The following is a 19,496-nucleotide window of genomic DNA, read 5'->3' as shown; positions in this document are numbered from 1 at the left end:
GCACGTTCAACCACTAATTGTGAGGTTGATCCCTTATTTCACCGTCTTACTTCAAGCTTTTCACCATATCGCTTACTTTACCTGACACTAATTTGTAGAACTGATACATCTCTTCCCCGTTCTCCCACTCGACACGGTCATAATCTAGAGCTGTCTTCGCATCTTGATATGCCCCTGCCATGTCTTGTAGTACCGTAACCAATCCGCTGATATCGCTAGACGCTGTTAATTGCTGGCTACGCTTGGCAGCCTTACGTTCGAGCAAGCTTCTCTTCTTCTCGTCTAACTTACGAATTTGGCTATAAATCTCGTATTCGACGAATTTATTCACCTGCATGAGGTTCACGAACGTATCCCATGGATCTTCATCTGTTTCATGATCGTATACGTATAGAGCACCCTTCTTCGCAATTGTACCGGTATACATCGCTTCAACGAATAGATGCATCAGCTTTTCCTCGCCTTTATGCGTATCTAGCAATTGCTCTAGCTCAACAATTTTACGTTCAATCTGATCGTATTTAGCCCACTCGTCTTTCACCTGTTTCAATAACTCTGGCGAGCGAATGAGGTTTTCCTTGGCCATATCTTCATTTACACTTCCGAAAATGTCCTTCGTACTTTGTACCTCAAGCCCCTGCTCTACCATCATCTTAAGCTCATTCACACAGCGCTGTAATTCGCCTAAATTCGGCTTTTGTGAAGCAAGTTGGAAGTTGTACGTGTCCAAATATTTTTCAACATCGAAATGCTTTGTAAAAATACACTCATAGCGATTTACGGTCGTGACGTCGGAACCTTTTTCACGAATACGGCGTTTATTCAACATGTCACTAAACAACTGACGTACACCGGAATTGTATTGCTTCACCCGCGCATTATCGTACGTTTCACCCCATGATTGCTCAGGAATTGGCGACGGTAAGTACGTCCAGTTGATCTTATCTGTCTGCACGAGATGGCGACCGATACCTTCTGGCTCTAGAATCGTGTTCTCGTAGCTTGTCTCATACACTTTCAGTGGCGTATAGAGGAAGAGCGGAATCCCGTTCTGCGTGTTGAGCCAGAATATCCGGTTCTTCACTTCACTTTCCTTAATCGTAAATCGGGAGTTCGCGATCGCATGATCTTGGAAATTACGAATCCCTTTAAAAATATTCGGAGCATTCACCGGCACAGACACGAATCCCCATGATGGGAAGTTAAAGTGACCGGAGCTGTTGCTCAAATGGAATACTGGCTTCGCTTCTTCATATAGACGATTCGCAATCTTGTTCTCAACCAACTTCTCAATAGAATCTTCCAAGCCATATTTAATGACCAGATACTCTTCCATCGACTTCGTAATCAAGTCTCCGAAGTGATCCGTTAAGAACTCCGAAATCGAACTGATTACATCGACTTCCTGTTCCTTGATCCACTGATTCGACTTCAGCAGCAATTCGTTGGTGAAATCACGGATTAATTCATCTACGTTCTTCTCATCCGTCTCATCGCCAATTAACTTCGCAAGATCAGGCACACTTACAACGTTCCAGTAATACGTGCGATTACCTTTATGATCCGTCTCTTCCTGACCATTCGTTAAGATATTGCCATTCTTCTCGAAGATCTTATTCAGTTCGTTCAGTAGCTCTGTAAACAACTGATAAATGCGCGAGTTTTCTTGATTGATTAAGCTGTATAAATCCTCATAGAACTCGATCATTTGCTCCATACGTTCTTGATCTGCATGCAAGAAGTACTCTTGAATCTTCGCTTCGATATAAGCGTCCTTCTTACGATCCTTCGAGATGAATGCACTGCGCGCATCGCCTAATTTCTGCAAGGAACTTTCTTCAGCCGCCTCAATGTCACGTGGAATGCGGTACAAGTCCTCTTTTAACGCTTCGATATAAGAAGATATGAGCTTTAATAGACAGAATCCTTTATCTTGCAAAATAATCCGTGACACGTAGAACGGTCCTTGCTCCGGATTCTTGAAAATCTTCGTAACCTGTTCGGAGAATAATTCCTTCACTTCCCCAGGCAGCTGCTTGCGGCATTTAATATATTCCTCTCGCGCGCGTGATAGGAAACTCTGCTCAAGCTCCGTGTCCAGATTCACAACCTGTTGTTTAATCACGTTCGTATAGCTCATTCGCTCGCTATTCTCGTAACCTGGAATCGGCTCTGCAACTCGCTCATCGAACTTCCGATGCATCGAATCCGGATCAATACCAAGCTTATGTGCCAGCTTCTCCACTTCTTCTTGCGTAGGTCCCGCATCGAACATCTTCTCCATCCGCTTGAACACTCGGAAAGCGAGGTAAGTCGTCATCTCCTCAATCGGCAGAACCGCAGAGGATGCCCCTAGAATGTTGTATTGATAATTAGCCGCATATGTCTTCGGCATTTGATTAATATTCGTGCGAATGTTGCTGATATAATCGTGGATCGCGAACTCTTCACCCGAGTTCTTATCTTCGCTCGCCATAAAGTTCGTAATATTCTCTGCCGTTACGTTCATGCAGTAATCATAGGCATTCTCAAGCTGCTTACCTTCTAAGTTCGTTGCCGAGATCAGGTGCGCTAGATTAAATGGCGGCATAGGCGAATTGACGTCCAAGATGCTCGCATATCTTTGTTTAAAACGATCATTACGCTCATCGACATTCATCCAGTAATCCAACTCTTTAAGTGCCGCATAGCCATTCTTCTTAATGTATTCACGTGAATGTTCCGTCAAGCTTTTATTCGCTAAATTCACATCGGGTGTGAACAAATAACCGAGCACATTCACCTTATCAACACCAGCAGCGCCGTAATCCCGTTCAATAATACCTCGCAAGATATAAGCGATATCAAGGAAACAACCACTACCCGTACCACCAGACAAACCTGTAAGCAAGAACACATTCAGCTTCTTATTCGTACCCACGGACAACGTCTTGATCTTCCGCTCAATTGTCTGAACAACCTGTACGATCTTCGTGAATAACAGTAAACGTCCCGCTTGTCTAACCCCAGACGCACCATTGATGCCATCTGTGATCGTCAGCTCTGGCGATAACCAATCTTTAATATAAGGTTCAAGCAGACTACGGTTCTGCAGCAAACTGCCGATCTCTGCGTTGGACAACAGCACGAATTCAGTCAATGGATCAAGACCAATTCCTTTATATTTCTTGTTACGGTCATGTTCATTCGTCTCTAAAGCTAGAAACTCGATATTATTCGGCTTCTCTTTTTTCTTCTTCGTAAAAGGATCCTCAGGCAACTTGAATCGACGATTGATCTGGTACTTCAGACGAAGCAAGGCATCAATCCCTGTTCCGCCTAGTCCAATAACGAGCATCGGATTATCAATCGTATCAACCCGAATTTTATCGCTAATAATGCCTCCGCCTAACGAAACATCTAGCTGTTGAATATGCTCTCTGACTACTGCTTTCATTGCAATTCCCCCATTGCCCTATTTGATATATTCAATCGTGATTGATTTATTTACGTTCTGAAGTGTAATTCGGATGCGATCTTTATTATTTAATTGCTTTCCTTGGGTTGCATCGAATACACGACCACCTTTTTCAATGACACAGCTTGATTGGTTATACAAGACTACTGTATCGCCTGCGCCTGGCTTAAAGACGATCTGTTTCGTCTCTGCAAATTCAGGTGCCATCTGAAGCAATTGGTGAAGCTGGCATTGACCCTTGAATCCATTTAACTTCTTATATTGCGGCGTTGTTCGTTCACCAGTATCCTCGTCCTTAATCTCCACGATCATCTGACCGAAGAAGCCTTTATTCGCCTTTTTCCAGAAAATAAATCCGACACATGCAGCAGCCAGCAACACGACAGCACCGACAATCCACCCGATTCGTGCTATCCAGTTCACATCTTTTGCCTCGTCAGCCTTGTTACCTGGTGCAGGTGTAGTAGTCGCTCCGCCCGGCTTGGCAGAAATTTTCACAGATTGCGACTCGCGCACATAATTCGTATCTTCGACCTTTACCTTCAGATCATATTCATGTGCTTCTGCTAGCTTCACTGAACCCGTGATGCCTTGATCAGACACCGTTAGGGGGATTTCCTCTGTCTTCTTCGTATCCAAGTCTGTAACGAGCAGTGACGCCTTCGCGTTCTTGTACAGTTCTGTATCTGTGACCTTCTGTCCGTTCGATTCTAGATGGGCTTTAATTGGCACCGTATCTCCAGGCTTAACAGATATAGACGAAGGAACTTCCATCGACACCTGCAGATCGTAGTTATAAATTAAATTGATATCGATTTTCTCTTGAGGAACACCTTTAACCTTGAGTGTCCATTCACCTTGCGTAGGCTTTAATATTTTGACAAGTGAATAGGCGTTAGATGCTGAATATACAATCTGATCCGAAGGAATCTTCTGCTCGACCCCAACTGGATCCACAAGCTTCACTTCCACAGGCTTATTCGACATAATGGAGATATTCGCTTCTAGTACACTGGAATTCGGAATATTTACTTTCACTTCTTGAAAAGCACCGCTCGCTGTAAAGCCTGTAAGAGGTACGACCTTCAACTTCAAATGGCTTGCATAAATTTCACTTAATATTTGTGGTAAATCATCGGCTGAACTCGTCTCGAACATTTTCCCGTTCGTTTCGCTTGAGATGCGCTCGAGTACACTTTTATTTAGCTTCCCATCGGCATTTAGTCCAATCGTATAGATCGGGATGCCATTCGCCTTCGCTTGTTGCAAAGCTTGTTCTAATTCTTTATCGGATTGTTCCTGCTTTTTGCCTGTATTTAGTGAGTTGTTACCGTCCGACAGCAAGACAATCATAGGGACATGTCCTTGCTCCCGACCCGACTCTAATACTTTAACCGCTTCACTAACACCGACAGCAATATCCGTATAGGGACCTCTCGTCAATTGATCGATGAACGTCTTCAGATCCTTCTTATCTTGTGCACTGTTAATCTTAAGCAGCGCTTTCTCACGTAGAATTTGATCCGTATAGGCAATGATCCCTATCTTATCCCCTTGAACCGAAGCCATATCGACGAACAACTTCATCGCCTCATAGCTAATTTTATTCACGTCACTCTTGTCCATCGAGCTGCTAACGTCAACTGACAATACCGCATCAATCTTCGTGTCACTATTTGTCGCAGCAACAGTCATCGCTAAAGGTTGTGTGAAAAGTAGCACGATGACTAGGAGCATAGGAAGCAAGCGCCCCTTGATTATGTTATTATTCATTGTATCGATTCCTCCAAACAGAATGTAGAAAACATAAGAACGATGTAAATTGTTGTATGATTAGTGCTCTATACCTACTAACATATATTAACTTTTTTCTACTGGGAATGCCACTATGCTAGATTATGGAAGGGGATGCGTATGTTAACCTATATTGGAATCGCTATGATCGCCTTGTTTGTATTTATTTACTGGATGCGTATTCACACAAGCCGTAAAAATGAAAAAAAACTAGAAACCATTGATTCGGAATTTTTTAATCTACTGAATAGTGGGGGTCGCAATGAGTAAGAAACTCGCCATTCAATTTCGCAAAAGTACACGAACTCGTTATACATTTGAACGCTTAAAGTACTGTAAAAGTTGTGGTAACTATTCGGTATTATGGGATGATCACTGTCTCAAATGTGGACAAGAAGGCAAGTTCGTCCCACTCCAGCACATTGTAAAGTCCATCCATCGCAATCAGTTCTTGCGAGATATATGTATTCTCTTGAGTATTGGTATCGGAACTTTCTTCCTATCAAGAACCCTACAGATGATGATAATTTCAATACTAGCCAGTCTTGTGCTTCTTGCCCTGTTCATCTGGCTAACGAAGCGATATTCCACCTTAATGGAAAAGAAAACCTTAGATCAACTGCTGATCCGTGAAAATAAAGCCATTCGTGAAGGGATCATATTAGACGTCGAAGACGCTGCTGAGAACTTAAAGAACAAAGATTATCAGCTCGCTTATGAAAAGTTACGTGAAATCAGTTATCTCATCAATGGCAATCAAGTGAAAGTGCTCAAGCTCATGTGCTTGGATCATTTTATTCTTCGTAAAGATATGGATCTTGAGCTCCAGACCCTTATTCCTATTGATTTTAACGAGAATTTCGTCCGTTATTTGAATGGCGTAAGCAAAGTGAATCCACAACTCATCAAGCGTGATGCCATCGAGTACGTACTGAAATATCGAGTTGCGATCGAATTAATGCCAGAAGGACGAGAAACCGTTGCGCTCGTTGCAAGTGCAGCCTTGCGTGTGAAGAGTTACGTCATCCGTTATCAGGAACTGATCTTCGGGCATATCGAAGATTTCCCTAAAGATCGCTTACTACGCCTCTGCCAGCTGCTACAAGGAAGTTCAAGTGATTCTCCTCTGCTCTATAACAAAGTCAAAGATATTGTGAAGAATAGATATGACTCGGACCCTGATTTTCAGGGATTATTATAGGGGGATGAAGCCAACATGGCATCCATGTACCGACGCTCCAATCTTTACCGAATCCTTGCTCTCATTGTTCTCATCCTTATGCTCGGTCTTGCTGGTTATAAATGCTATTACAGCTTTCTCAAAATAAACCTCTATAACCAAGCAGCCGAGCAGCATGCAGCAGGAAATATACTTGAGGCGGAAGATCGCTATCTCGAAGCTTCTAATATGCGTCTATTCGACTACAAGAATCAAGAGATTACTGATGCACTTGAAGTCCTCCGTCCTGTTACAGAGCTCAAGCGAGGATTCATGGCGCTAGATGCTGATCTCAAGGCCGCAACGCAAGTAAATGACGTGCAGAGCTTAGTAAAGGTGCATAACCATTATCAGACGACTAAAGGATCATATACCTCGAAGGATGAAGCGTCTCGTAAGCTTTTCGAGGAGTCGGAAGCGCTCTACAAGATCGAAGCGCAACTCAAGGAATCATTCACGAATGTAAAAGCCGCACTGATGAAGCAAATAAAGACTAACGTTTCTACGAAAACGTTCGACAGTGATACGCCTATTCTCTATCTGTGGCAAATTCCGACTGCCTTTTTTACCAATGAAAAAGCAAAGAAGAAGGAACTTACCGATGCATCCAAAGCCTACGATGACGCGCGTCTAGATAACCTTGCTCAAGCCAAATCGTTCGAAGAGATTATCAATGAGGTTGCACGAATTCGGTCCTTATACAATACTAACGAAATACAAGCGGAATGGTTGCTACCGAAGTTAGAATCGTATATACAGCGTACACTTGCTGCACAATTGAAGCAGAATGATCTCAAGACATTTATTATTAATGCGAAAAAATATCAGAGTTCACCAGCGATTTTTAATACGAAATCCAAAGTTAACACGTACATTCAGACATCCATCCGTAGTCAATTCACCCGTGCCGAGCAGCTAGTCTCATCGAAAAAGTTCGCAGAGGCTATCGAGCTATATGGCATTCTTGACAGCTACCAGAGCACTTCCGAAGAAGTTCGTAAAGTCGAAGAGCACTCGTTGGAATCTGATCCGAATCAATTACTACGTAAAGCGACGAGTTCAGATGCTATATTCTCCAAAGTAACCAGTATGAAGGGTACAAATGGCGTTAAAATGGTTGCCTTCGGAATTGCCGATAACCAGACGCTTATCATGGCACGCTTACTGGGAGACGGATCGATCGATAAAGCTGAAACGTCAATAAATGGAATTACGAATATACAATCACTCCAATTTACGAATCAACTGGGTATGAGTAACTTTCCAGTGCTACTCCTCGAAGCGAAAGGGAGTAATCGCAAGTCAAGATTCATCGCGTACGAAGTGGTATCAACAACCCTGCGTATCATTCTGGATATCGAAGCAGATGGCTATACCCAAGATCGCCAAGGGGTACTGATCGTAGATAACCCAATAGGTGAAGGTGCTGGTAGACAAGCTTATTATGAATACTTGGAAGTCGAGAATCGTTACGTGTTCTCGCATGCTGTATCTGCTGTGCAAGACGTCACAGCAGGCCAACTTCCCTCATTGCTAACCGGTTCGACTGTACGACTGTCATGCGAGATTACATCCGTAAATGGATCTATTGCTTATGTTCAAACAAGCAACGCTGTCATCCTCATTCGAGGTAATTTCCCATTTAAGCTTGGGCAAGCCGTTGTTACAGGTACTTATACCGATAAGCGTCTCACCAAGCTAGATGGTGAATGGATTACTGTCTATACGATCGATAGTACGAATCTAGAACAATAGATTAATACGTAACAACACAACTAAACCACCAAACGATTCCCATAACGAATCGCTTGGTGGTTTTATTAGTTACCTGCTTCCTCCAGCCATTTTGGACCCACTGACGAAAGCCATTTGTACATAAAGAAATTGATGATGGCAAACAGTACGAACAATCCAATCGCCTCAGTCATCACTGGTAGATCGAGCTGCCACGCCGCAATAAACACACTCGCCGCAACCAAAAAATTCGCAAGGATGCTAAGAAATGCATTCATATTCTGCTTCACGGCTTTCTGTTCATTGTCCCAATTGAGCTTCGGTGAACGCAAATCGATGAGCATACCCACTATATTACCGAACAGCACGCTCGGTATGGTTAGCACCAGTATAAGAATGGCTGTTACAAATGGGATATGGAATAACGCCACACCAACAATTAACATAAGCACGACACTTAGGAGTGAGAACATAACACCTACTAACACTTTGGCCAGAATGAACTTCATCGTAGAAACCGGTAAATACTGAATTACATATAACTGTGTTCCTTCACGTGATATGGAAGTCGATGTAATCGAATTACCTGCCGCAATAATAAAGCCCGCTGCAAAGGCAATCGCTAAGATGATCCCGCTCATCTGTTCATCTTGGAACATCGTACCGAAACTACTCAAATCGGATAAACCGTTCATTTGCGTCAGAAAAGGAATCAAGAGAAAGACCGGCCAAAGGAAACACATGAGAATGCAGTTAATGAAAAAGATCGGCGTCCGCATCAGCGTTCTCAGCTCTTTCATGAAATAAGCTTGAAGCGCGGAACTGCTTTTCGTGCTTTTATCTAACTGCTCTCGTGTGACCTTGCGACGTTTTGCCGTAGATTCAGAAATCCCCATGACACCTTTGAAATAAAACTTCTCTCCTAGCCAAATGAAGAGAAGATACACAAGTACGGATACAACCATAAACAATACGATATATGCTAGACCACTTAGCGAAGCTTCATTTAGTAATGCATTCGCACCCAGCTTCACACTTGGAAACATACTCGATATCGTACCGAGCATCGAATTGTTCTGCTCCATCAGCATCTCCTGTAATTTCGCAGGATCCATATTTCGACGAGCATATTGCTGGAAGAAGAGGTTCGTCCCAATCCCCACAACGACAGCAATGATCCCACCAATCATACGGAAGCGATCCTTATTCTTCGCAATACTGCTAAATCGCATCACGATCATGGCAATAATCGAAGCTGCGACAAGTGGAAGCAATGGAAGCGCAAAGAATATAAGTACGGTATACAAGTAGAACATCATACCTGCTCCGCTCTTAACTCCATAAGTAATGAGAATCGGCATGAGCAAGAATAGCTCTGTTAAGTATTCATACAGCAGGGTGACGATAAATTTAGCGGATAAGATTTGGGATGGCTTGAGTGGTAAAGGCAGTAAGTGATCTGTATCCTGTGAGAAATAGAACACATTTATGACATAGAAAATACCGAATACAAATATAACTGCACTTATGATGGACAACGCTAACCCCAGTAGCATTCCTTCCTGCCCAATCGGTACAAGCGCATCATACAGCGCTCCTACTAATTTGGATATGATCAAGCAAACGGGAATGAAGGCTAGACCGATCAGAATCATGAGACCAGTGCTACCTAATTTAGTCTTGCCAAGTTTGCCTGATTTACCACTGCCGTTCTTCAGCAACATGCGTGCAAGAATCCATGTTTTATTCATTTTCCGTCAACTCCAAGAAAATTTTCTCGAGCGATTCATTCGATTTGAAATGCTCTTGGATCTCTTTGAACGTCCCGCAAAATTGAATAGCCCCTTTATTAATAATCGCAACGCGATCACATACTTTCTCGGCAACTTCTAACACGTGCGTGGAGAAGAATACGGTCTTACCTGCATTCGCATGCTCACGCATCATTTCTTTTAACGTATAGGAAGACTTTGGATCAAGCCCTGTTAGTGGTTCATCCAGAATCCACACCGACGGGTCATGGACGAGTACCCCCATAATGACAATCTTCTGACGCATCCCGTGGGAATAGCTCTGAATCGGGTCCGACAATGCATGCATCATCTCAAAGCGATTGGCCAGCATGTTGATACGCTCTGTCCGATCTTCCTTCGATACGTCATACATATCCGCCATAAAATTCAAATATTCTAAACCCTTTAGTCGCAGAAAAACATCTGGGCTATCCGGTACATAGCCGAACTGCTTCTTCGCTTGTAATGGAGCTTCTTGCATATTGATATTGTTCATGAGTATTGTTCCTTGGTCAGGTTGAGCAATACCTGTGATCATCTTAATCGTCGTCGTCTTACCAGCACCGTTAGGTCCTAAAAAACCAAAAATCTCTCCCTTAGCGATGTTCAAGCTAATATTGTTTACTGCTTTTAATGTGCCGCCGTACGTTTTGGATACATTCGATATTTCGATCAATATTCTCATCCCCCTCTAGCTCTCATCATTACAAAATCATCCAGTTGTGTCAATGACATAGCTAATCCCAAGATGAGTATTGATTATCATTCGATTAAATGTATAATTATTCAAAATAATTAATTGCTATGAGAAAAGGGGAGAGCGAACCATGATTGCATCGATAGAGGAACGTTCCTTAAATGCTTGGCCAGCACTGGAAACGGTGTTGTCCGAGGGTTGGGTATTACGGTTTGCAGATGGATATACGAAGCGCGCCAATTCGATTCAACCCATTTATGGATGTTCAGAGGATGTTATTAGCAGTATTGAGACTTGTGAAGCGTTGTATACGAGCAAGGGATTGAATACTGTTTTTAAAATAACACCAATCACTTATCCATCTCACTTAGATGCCATACTTGAAGATCGGAAGTACACTGTCGTTGATCATACAAGTGTTCAAACGGTAAGTTTACAGGACTTACGAGAACCTTCCCTGTGTACCGTTGATAGTTATGAAGAAGTAACGGACGAATGGCTCTCCGCTTATTGTCGTCTATCACAAGCAAGTGAGCAGCATCGACCTACGATGAAGCGAATGTTTGAGCATCTTGTTCCCCAAGCTTGTTTTATGATATTAAAGGACGAAGGACAAGCTGTTGCTTGTGGAATGGCTGTAATCGAGAGGGGATACATCGGGTTATTCGATGTCGTGACAGATGCGGACCGCCGCAAGAAGGGATACGGAGAGCAGCTGATTCTGAACTTGCTCCACTTTGGAATAAGAAATGGTGCACACCACTCCTATCTCCAAGTCGTCAAGTCAAATGCTGCTGCTCTCCGTTTATATGAAAAGTTAGGCTATCTTGAAAGTTATTCGTATTGGTATCGAGTTCAAGCGTAATTATTCCGCTGAAGTCTTCTTGAGGTAAGCTCTCCAAGTAATACACCAATTGGCTGGATCATCGAAGCTAGATTCATCGATCCGATGTACGGTGCTGCGTGTTGGCGCATTTTTCACAACTTCAGGTGTTTCATACGCTTCCTTCGAAATTTGTGTCAATGCCGCAATATACTCATCCAAGTCTTCCTTGGAGTAAGATTCAGTTGGCTCTAGTGTAAAAGGTTGCGGCACGACATACGGATGGTGACTCGTCCAGTAGTGCAGACCGAAATCACACATTCTGCGTGTTACATCTTCGGTTGTTACTCCGGTTTCCTTCGTCATCTGCTCCCAACTGTAACGAACTTGCTCCAGACGACTTCCTTGAACATAAGGTGCTGATGCCCCACGAATTTGCGTAATTTTGTGATACAAGTAGTTATTGTTTAGTACAGCTGTCTGTGCAACTTGCAACAAACCTTCTGCACCTAGCGCACGAATCCAAGCATAGGAACGAAGAACGGTTTGTGCGACCCCATAGAAGCTGCGCACTTTCCCTATATTGTTCGGATGCGCATAATCACGAGTGAGTTGATACTGCTTCCCATCATAATCCACAATCGGTCCTGGTAAGAAGGGAACTAACTCACTAACAACCCCAAGTGCTCCCGTTGCAGGACCACCGCACATATGTGGAGCAGCGAATGTCTTATGTAGATTGAAGAAGCACATATCAAAACCTGCTTCCTTCGCACGCGTCACCCCAAGCAAACCATTCGCATTCGCTTGGTCATAGTAACAGATCCCTCCTGCCTCATGCACAAGGTCTGTAAATTGCTTGATTCTAGGATTGTAAATACCCGTATCTTCTGGATTCGCCACAACAAAGCCTGCAGTACGGTTCGAAACGACTTTCTTCAACTCTTCAATGTCAGGGAAGCCGTCCTTGTCCGGATATAACGTAATAATCTTATACCCTTTCACAACAGCAGTCGCAGCTTGGGAAGGATGTGAGAAGATCGTCGTAATAATCTCATTACGCTGCTCCCCTTCACCACGAGATTCGTGATACGCACGAACGATAGATGCCATTGCAAGCAAAGCTTGTGTGCCACTGCTCGGTTGGAAAGAGAATTGATCCATCCCTGAAATTTCGCGCATCGCTAGATCGAGTCGATAGAACACTTCGAGAATCCCTTGAACATCTCCCACGTCTTGTAGGGGATGCAGCTCCATGATCTTCGGTGTACGAATCATCATCTCATTGATACGAGGAATATATTTCATCGTGCATGTGCCTTGACCGATCTCCACATTGAGATCGGAGCCAAGTGTCTCTTGTGACAATCGCAAATAATGGCGCAACACCTTGGCTTGACCAATTTCAGGTAGAGCAGGGAGGGTAGCGCGTTTCATCGAATCTGGAATAGCAGACACCCCATCACCGACAGTTTCTGCAATAGCTACTTCTGCCCCAGCGACTTGAACTCCACGTTCACCAGCTTTGTGTAATTCAAAAATAACCGGCTCATCCCACTTCGCTTGATGAAAGTTTCTTACTGTATGATCACGACGAATTCGTTTCATTACACGCTCACTCCTTCCTGTAAAGCGGATACACATTGTTGTATGCTAGCAGCCAAATATTCCAATTCATCTTGTAGATGAATCTCTGTCACACAATAAAGCGCTGATTGACCTAGTTCAGGGAAATCTAGCGACAAATCCTTACCGCCCTGAATACCTTGCTCAGATAACTTCGCATGAATTTGTGCAACAGTAAGCCCTGTATTCGTAAAGTCTACGATAAACTCTTTGAAAAATGGCGCTGTGAACTTCACCTCTACGCCTTCAAGATCATCTAGTAAGCTTGCAGCATACTGCGATTTTTGCATAATGGTCTGACCTAATTCTTGCATGCCGTATGGACCCATGAGTGCTAAATACACACCTGCTGTAATCCCCCATAGTGCGGTTTGTGTACCAACTGATTCTTTGCCCGTCTCACGATGGGCGAATGATGTACGTTCGTAAGCAACATCCCCAAAACCATACTCCCCTTCAACAGAGGTAGGTGCGATCCCGAACAACCGAGACGGGTACTCCATCACAAATTGTTCCTTATCATGTGTTGCAATGAATCCTGCTTGACCCCCGCCGTAGTTCATGTGCATGCCAAGTGGCTGAAGGTCTCCACATACGATATCGGCGCCATACTGACTTGGTGGCTTCAACACACCTAGTGAACTTGGATCGACACCAACTACAAATAAAGCACCTGCCTCATGTGCAATTTCACCTATATGTGCACCTTGTGATTCAATCGTACCTAGGAAGGTTGGATTCTCAATATAGACAGCTGCTGTATTAGCATCTACCTTATGCTTCAGATCGTCGAGATTGAGTTCGCCTGTTTCACTGTTGTAATCAACAAGGGTGTAGGATAAGTCTGGTGTGATGTAGTTGTTGATGATCATAAGTTTATCTCGGTCAATCGTGGCAGGGAGTAATAATTTATTACGTCCGGTTATACGTGCAGACATCCGAAGGGCAGTCGATGCGGCTTGTGCCCAGTCAAATGTCGGTACGTTCACAACATCCATATCCACTAGTTCGGCAACTAAACTTTGGTATTCGAATAAAGTTTGGAAGCGACCATGGTCTTCATAAGGCTCACCTGCATAGGCGGTTACGAACTCAGAACGCTGATTAATCTCGTCACATACTGCAGGTACGTAGTGCTGCCAGCAACCTGCACCTAAGAAGTTGAGCTTTTCCTTGGTGCTCTTGTTCTTGTTCAATAGCTTCTCGATTTCACGTTGAAGCTGATTCTCGGTTAGAGCAGGAGGTAAGTTCATCATTCGGTTTAGCTTGATGTCATCTGGGATGATGGCGAACAAATCCTCAATACGGTCGACGCCGATCTCATCTAGCATTTGGCGTTGGACTTCGGGGATGGTGTTAGGGATATAGGGGTGGGCAGCTTGCTTCTTGGTCTTATCCAATATGGGTCACCTCGATTGAATTATTTTTTTGGGGGAGCTATGGAGTAGTCTTCGCAGAAGGCTGCGATGAGTGCTTTGGAAAAAAGAAGAACTTACAAGCTCCAATGCTCTCGTGAAAGTGGATTAGATTATATGGTGTTTTCACGATCACAATTCGCCTTCCAGCCCTTCTTTTCTCCTATGCATGCAACTTTTGTGCATGAAAACACACTTAAAAACCAGTAATTACTTGAGTCAACCTCAAAATTAGTGCTTAAAAATGCAAAACTAGCGGAGGAGACGAATCGTTCTGTAGGAGCGTAGCTTTCGCCTTTGAAATCGTGAAAATACCATAAATTCAATTCAAGATTCACGATTGAGACAGCGACCGGAAGAATGATTCGTCTCCATAGCGGCCTCATACTCACTGACCAATTAAGCCAAGCCACCGCCGTCGACGACTAATACGCTGCCGGTTACCCAGTTCGACATATCGCTGACGAGAAAGAGAACTGAGCTTGCGATGTCTTTTGGTGTACCAAGACGCTCAAGTGGGCGTCCTGATGCGGAAGAGACGAGGAAGGAACTTTCTTCCTTACCGAGCTGCTTCGCTTCCTCTCTTAGAAGAGGTGTGTCGGTATCACCTGGGCAGACGCAGTTGACACGAATATTCTGCGGGCCATGGTCGATTGCCATTGCTTTGGTTAAGTTGACGATACCTGCCTTCGCTGCACAGTACGCTGCTGCTTGATCGCCGCCTTTAAGTCCCCAACCTGATCCTGTATTCACGATGCTACCACCGCCGATTTCCGCCATATGAGGGATTGCGTACTTAGATAGTAGGTAAGCACCTTTCAGTGATACATCCATTACTAGATCCCAATCCTGCTCCTCAAGATCTACAACGGTTTTACGACGAATCACCCCTGCGTTATTGAATAAAATGTCTATTCTGCCATGGTCTTCAGCGATACGACTAACCGTTGTCTTACAATCTTCATTCGATGTCACATTGCATTTATAAAAATGCGCTTGTCCACCTTGCTCACGGATCGCTGCTGCTGCTTGTGCACCAAGCTGCTCATTAATATCAAGTACCATCACATTCGCACCAAATGCCGCTAGCATCTCTGCTGTCGCATAACCAATCCCAGAAGCCCCTCCTGTTACAAGTGTTACTTTGCCATCTAAACGTAAAATTGCATCATATTTTGACATAATCGATATGTTGCCCCCTTCATCTTTCTTCATTATATCGATTATGCAAACGCTTCATAACGTGATTTTGTTCGTAATTCCTAGTCAATTTGTTTGAATCGATGGCAAATAAAAAAACGTGCAAGGAACGATGTCCTTACACGTTTTTTATTGCATGGGAAATAATAATCAGCTATTACTTCGCAGCAGGGATTTTGATTTCTTGACCGATGTGGATCAAGTGTGGGTTTTTCAAGTTGTTGTATTTAGCAAGCTCATTCCAGTCAAGGCCGTATTGCTTCGCGATTTTGGACAATACATCACCTTTTTTAACAACATACACTTGATCAGCTTGAGCTGGTTTTTCAGCAGGCGCAACTACTTCTGGTGTTGTAGGTTTAGCTGGTTCTGTAGTTGGTTTAGCTGGTTCTGTAGTTGGCTTAGCAGGCTCTGTTGTAGTTGGTGTTGTTGGTTTCGCAGGTTCAACCGGCTTAGCTGTTTCTACGTTATCAGCAAATTTAATTGCATATTTAGCGAATCCTGATTCTTTGTTCGTGTCTACATACTTCAAGTAGTCGAAAGCTTCAGCTGCCGTCTTCGCATTAGGTGAAGTTTCGAATGTTACGTTCGCATTGCCAAAGTTATGGATAAAGGACCAGTTCTTATCAGCCGTTGGGTTGATTGTTTTGTTAGCTGCAATGTAATCAATTACGATTTGACGGTTCTCGTCTGGTGAGTTGATTACGATCGCTTTACCAGCGTTTACACCTGGGAAGCTACCGCCACCGCTTGCACGGTAGTTGTTTGTTGCGATAATGAATTTCTGAGCTGGATCAATCGCTTTACCATTGTACTGCAAGTCAACTACACGATTAGCGCTCGGGTTAACTTCTTTACCTTTATCATCATACTTGGATGGTTGTGTTAAGTCATACTTGTATGTTACGCCATCAAGAACGTCGAAGTTATAAGTTGGGAAAGCAATATTCACAAGCGGTTGCTCTTCTGTTTTCTTTGGATCGATTTCGTTAAATTGACCTGCGGATCTTTCTAACCAGTTCTTCACGTCAGCACCAGTTACAAGTACTGCGTTAAGTGTGTTCGGGTATACATAAAGGTCAGCCATATGCTTAACAGCTAGGTCGCCTTTAGGAATATCTGTGTAGTAGCTCACGCCGCCACGACCACCAGCTTTGAATGGTGCACCAGCAGAAAGAACAGGAAGACCGTCAAGCTCCGTACCTTTGATGTTCTTCTCTACATACCATTTTTGTGCGTTCGTTACGATTTGAATGGATGGATCATCTTGAATAAGTGCAAAGTAGCTGTTGATTGGTGCAGTGGATTGACCTACTGCGCCGCGAACATACTTCAATGTTTTTTCGTGCTCGTCTTTCACTGCGTTTACAACGTCTTTATCAGCATCAACTAGAGCTTTTTTGTTTGCTTTGTCATAGATCGGAACAACGGAAGATTGGGAGTCTACCACTTTCCATTTGCCGTCTACTTTAGTTAGGTTAAGGTCAACAACACCAAGGTTGTCACCCCAGAATCCTGGCTCAACTGCAGCAACACCGTTGATTGTACCTTTTTTCAGGTCAACTTTTGCTTGTACATCTGTAGGAACTGCGAATTTAGGGTCAGGGAATACAACATGGGAGTGACCGAATAGGATCGTGTCAATACCAGGTACTTTACTTAACAAGTAAGTTGCATTCTCATCATTACCTGCAGCTTCAGTTACACCGAAACCGGAGTGAGGAATAGCTACGATAATATCTGCGCCCTCTTTTTTCATTTGAGGGATAAATTTGTTAGCTGTTTCAATAATATCTTTCGTTACAACTTTACCTTCAAGGTTTGCTTTGTCCCAGTTCAAAATTTGCGGAGGAACGAAGCCGATTACACCGACTTTAAGCTTCTGGTCTTGACCAGCTTCATCTTTAAATGTGCGATCCAAAATCAAGTAAGGTGTAAAGTAGTTCTTGTCATTGTCAGGGTTGTTATCTTTATCGTCTATGTATACGTTTGCATTCACATATGGGAATTTGGAACCTTTCAAGCTGCGTTGCAAGAAATCTAAACCATAGTTGAATTCGTGGTTACCAATGTTACCAGCGTCATAACCAAGCAAGTTCATTGCTTTATAAACGGGGTGAGTTTCACCGTCTTTAAGCGGATCAATTTTCGCCATTACATCGCCAAGCGGGTTACCTTGAAGCAAATCTCCATTATCAAAAAGCAAGCTGTTCTTCACTGCATCACGGTGTTTCTTAATCAAAGTTGCAGTCTTCGCAAGACCAAACTCATCAGTTACTTTATCTTGGTAGTAATCATAGTTCAACACGTTCGTATGAAGATCCGTTGTTTCCATGATACGTAATTTAAGCTCAGGATTTTTCGTGTCTGCTGCTCCTACAACAGCTGTTGGAACTAATGCTGCACATAATACTGTAGCGGCAAGTGCTTTAGACAAAGAGAACTTCTTCTTCAAAGTGATTCCTCCTAATAATTAAAACTAATAAAACTCTTACCTCTCCACTATAATCTATCAAAAAGTTCTGTCAACATAGAAAAGACAGAAACTTAGCGTTTGTCACCAATTTTACAAAAAATTAATGAGAAATACGTCGTTTCTGCCAGAAAATTATCTTATTTTGTTTAAGCTTGAGATCTCTTCTTATCTTCGTATACATTTTCTTGTGGAACGGTATTCGCATAATCCGGAACCCATTTCGGTGGTCCGTATTTACGCAGGTAACCCAGCTGGTTCACGTAAGCATCAAGTGGTCCCTCATTGTAGTAATTCTCTAGTAAGCCCCAGCAAGCATGAACATCATTCAGTGCCCGGTGAGCACCTTCTAGTGGAATACTAAATCTCTTGCAAGTTTCACTTAATGTATACGGATAGAATGTGCGATCACGACTAATCGTTAAGGTGTCGAGGAACGAGTTGTTGAAAGAGCGGCCCGCTAATCTTTTTAAAGAATGATGAAGGAAGCTAAGATCGAACGCTGCATTGTGTGCCACGATTACGTTATCACCCAAGAACCGATTGAGAATCTTAAACGCCGTGAGTTCATCCATCCCATAGCGTAAATCCTCATCGGTTAGTCCCGTGATTTCAGTAATCTTAGACGAGAGTTTACCTTCGTATTGGACAAGTGTGCTGAACTCGCTGACCACTTTACCATCCATCACACGAATAGCCGCAATCTCAATAACCCGATCTCGCATCGGATCAAGTCCAGTCGTCTCAAAATCGAGTATCGTCAAATTTGTAAACATCGGTTAACCGACCTCCGAGTTATGCTCTAACACAAACATCTTGCTCGCACAATAATCAATGATGTCGCTTCTTCTAACAATCCCAATAAAATTATCGGAATCATCTACAACTGGAACAAAGTTCTGCACCTTCGCTAGACGAATCAGATCATCCATATTCGCATCAATACGTACGGCGCGATTATCTACACGCATCGGCACTTCTTGAATCGAACGACGGTGTGCGTTATCAAGCGACATCCCCTCATTATTCTTGAAGAACCAGAGCAAATCACCTTCTGTAATCGTGCCTATGTATTTGCCATGATCATCAAGTATCGGGATTGCTGTATATCTATGGTGTTCCATCTTCTCTAATGTCTGACGCAATGTATATTGGTTTGTAATGCAGACAACTTCAAGTTTCGGTAATAAAAAGAATGCAATATTCATAGTACAAAAATCTCCTTCTTGTGAAGTACGAGAACTATTATATCATATTCAACATAT

13 protein-coding genes are annotated in these 19,496 nt (G+C 43.2%); 3 read left to right on the top strand and 10 right to left on the bottom strand.

What is annotated here, in order from left to right; translation table 11 throughout:
- Nucleotides 1–46: 46 nt before the first annotated feature.
- Nucleotides 47–3,436: a tubulin-like doman-containing protein gene (locus tag NV379_RS18830; protein WP_258208885.1), complete on the bottom strand. Its 3,390-nt coding sequence runs from the start codon at nt 3,434–3,436 to the stop codon at nt 47–49.
- Between the two features lie 18 nt (nt 3,437–3,454).
- On the bottom strand, nt 3,455–5,230 hold the full coding sequence (locus tag NV379_RS18825) for a vWA domain-containing protein (RefSeq protein WP_258208884.1): 1,776 nt from the start codon (nt 5,228–5,230) through the stop codon (nt 3,455–3,457).
- Nucleotides 5,231–5,513: 283 nt separating this feature from the next.
- Between NV379_RS18825 and NV379_RS18820 the strand changes: the two genes are divergently transcribed.
- Both NV379_RS18820 and NV379_RS18815 read left to right on the top strand, forming a co-directional pair.
- Entirely contained in the window at nt 5,514–6,452 is a 939-nt protein-coding gene (locus NV379_RS18820; RefSeq protein ID WP_258208883.1) for a hypothetical protein, read from the top strand.
- Between the two features lie 15 nt (nt 6,453–6,467).
- Nucleotides 6,468–8,225 carry a hypothetical protein gene (locus NV379_RS18815; RefSeq protein ID WP_258208882.1) on the top strand — a complete coding sequence of 586 codons (1,758 nt, stop codon included), beginning with the start codon at nt 6,468–6,470 and terminating at the stop codon, nt 8,223–8,225.
- Nucleotides 8,226–8,290: 65 nt separating this feature from the next.
- Here the strand turns inward: NV379_RS18815 and NV379_RS18810 are convergent, their stop codons facing one another.
- Nucleotides 8,291–9,955 (bottom strand): putative ABC transporter permease subunit, encoded by a 1,665-nt coding sequence (locus NV379_RS18810; protein WP_258208881.1) that lies wholly within the window; start codon nt 9,953–9,955, stop codon nt 8,291–8,293.
- Nucleotides 9,948–10,673 (bottom strand): ABC transporter ATP-binding protein, encoded by a 726-nt coding sequence (locus NV379_RS18805; RefSeq protein WP_258208880.1) that lies wholly within the window; start codon nt 10,671–10,673, stop codon nt 9,948–9,950. The genes NV379_RS18810 and NV379_RS18805 overlap by 8 nt, the downstream gene beginning before the upstream one ends.
- 151 nt (nt 10,674–10,824) lie before the next feature.
- Between NV379_RS18805 and NV379_RS18800 the strand changes: the two genes are divergently transcribed.
- A complete protein-coding gene (locus NV379_RS18800) occupies nt 10,825–11,559 on the top strand; it encodes a GNAT family N-acetyltransferase (RefSeq protein WP_258208879.1) in 735 nt (244 codons plus the stop codon).
- Here the strand turns inward: NV379_RS18800 and gcvPB are convergent, their stop codons facing one another.
- The 6 genes from gcvPB to NV379_RS18770 all read right to left on the bottom strand — a co-directional run bounded on the left by gcvPB (nt 11,560) and on the right by NV379_RS18770 (nt 19,439).
- On the bottom strand, nt 11,560–13,125 hold the full coding sequence (gene gcvPB, locus NV379_RS18795) for an aminomethyl-transferring glycine dehydrogenase subunit GcvPB (RefSeq protein ID WP_258208878.1): 1,566 nt from the start codon (nt 13,123–13,125) through the stop codon (nt 11,560–11,562).
- Nucleotides 13,125–14,543: an aminomethyl-transferring glycine dehydrogenase subunit GcvPA gene (gcvPA, locus tag NV379_RS18790; protein WP_258208877.1), complete on the bottom strand. Its 1,419-nt coding sequence runs from the start codon at nt 14,541–14,543 to the stop codon at nt 13,125–13,127. Before gcvPA ends, gcvPB begins: the two co-directional genes overlap by 1 nt.
- A 414-nt stretch (nt 14,544–14,957) precedes the next feature.
- A complete protein-coding gene (locus NV379_RS18785; RefSeq protein ID WP_258208876.1) occupies nt 14,958–15,740 on the bottom strand; it encodes an SDR family NAD(P)-dependent oxidoreductase in 783 nt (260 codons plus the stop codon).
- 175 nt (nt 15,741–15,915) lie between these two features.
- Nucleotides 15,916–18,213, bottom strand: coding sequence for a bifunctional 2',3'-cyclic-nucleotide 2'-phosphodiesterase/3'-nucleotidase (locus tag NV379_RS18780; RefSeq protein ID WP_373426127.1), 2,298 nt, complete (start codon nt 18,211–18,213; stop codon nt 15,916–15,918).
- 167 nt (nt 18,214–18,380) lie between these two features.
- The gene (locus NV379_RS18775) at nt 18,381–19,007 is read right to left on the bottom strand and encodes a 3'-5' exonuclease (RefSeq protein ID WP_258208875.1); all 627 of its coding nucleotides are present in this window, start codon (nt 19,005–19,007) and stop codon (nt 18,381–18,383) included.
- Nucleotides 19,008–19,010: 3 nt separating this feature from the next.
- On the bottom strand, nt 19,011–19,439 hold the full coding sequence (locus NV379_RS18770; protein WP_258208874.1) for a CBS domain-containing protein: 429 nt from the start codon (nt 19,437–19,439) through the stop codon (nt 19,011–19,013).
- Nucleotides 19,440–19,496 lie beyond the last annotated feature (57 nt).

Source organism: Paenibacillus radicibacter (assembly GCF_024721995.1).
GTDB classification, from domain to species: Bacteria; Bacillota; Bacilli; order Paenibacillales; family NBRC-103111; genus Paenibacillus_AM; species Paenibacillus_AM radicibacter.
Note: the sequence above shows the minus strand (reverse complement) of the source record. Positions and strands in the feature narration are given on the sequence as shown.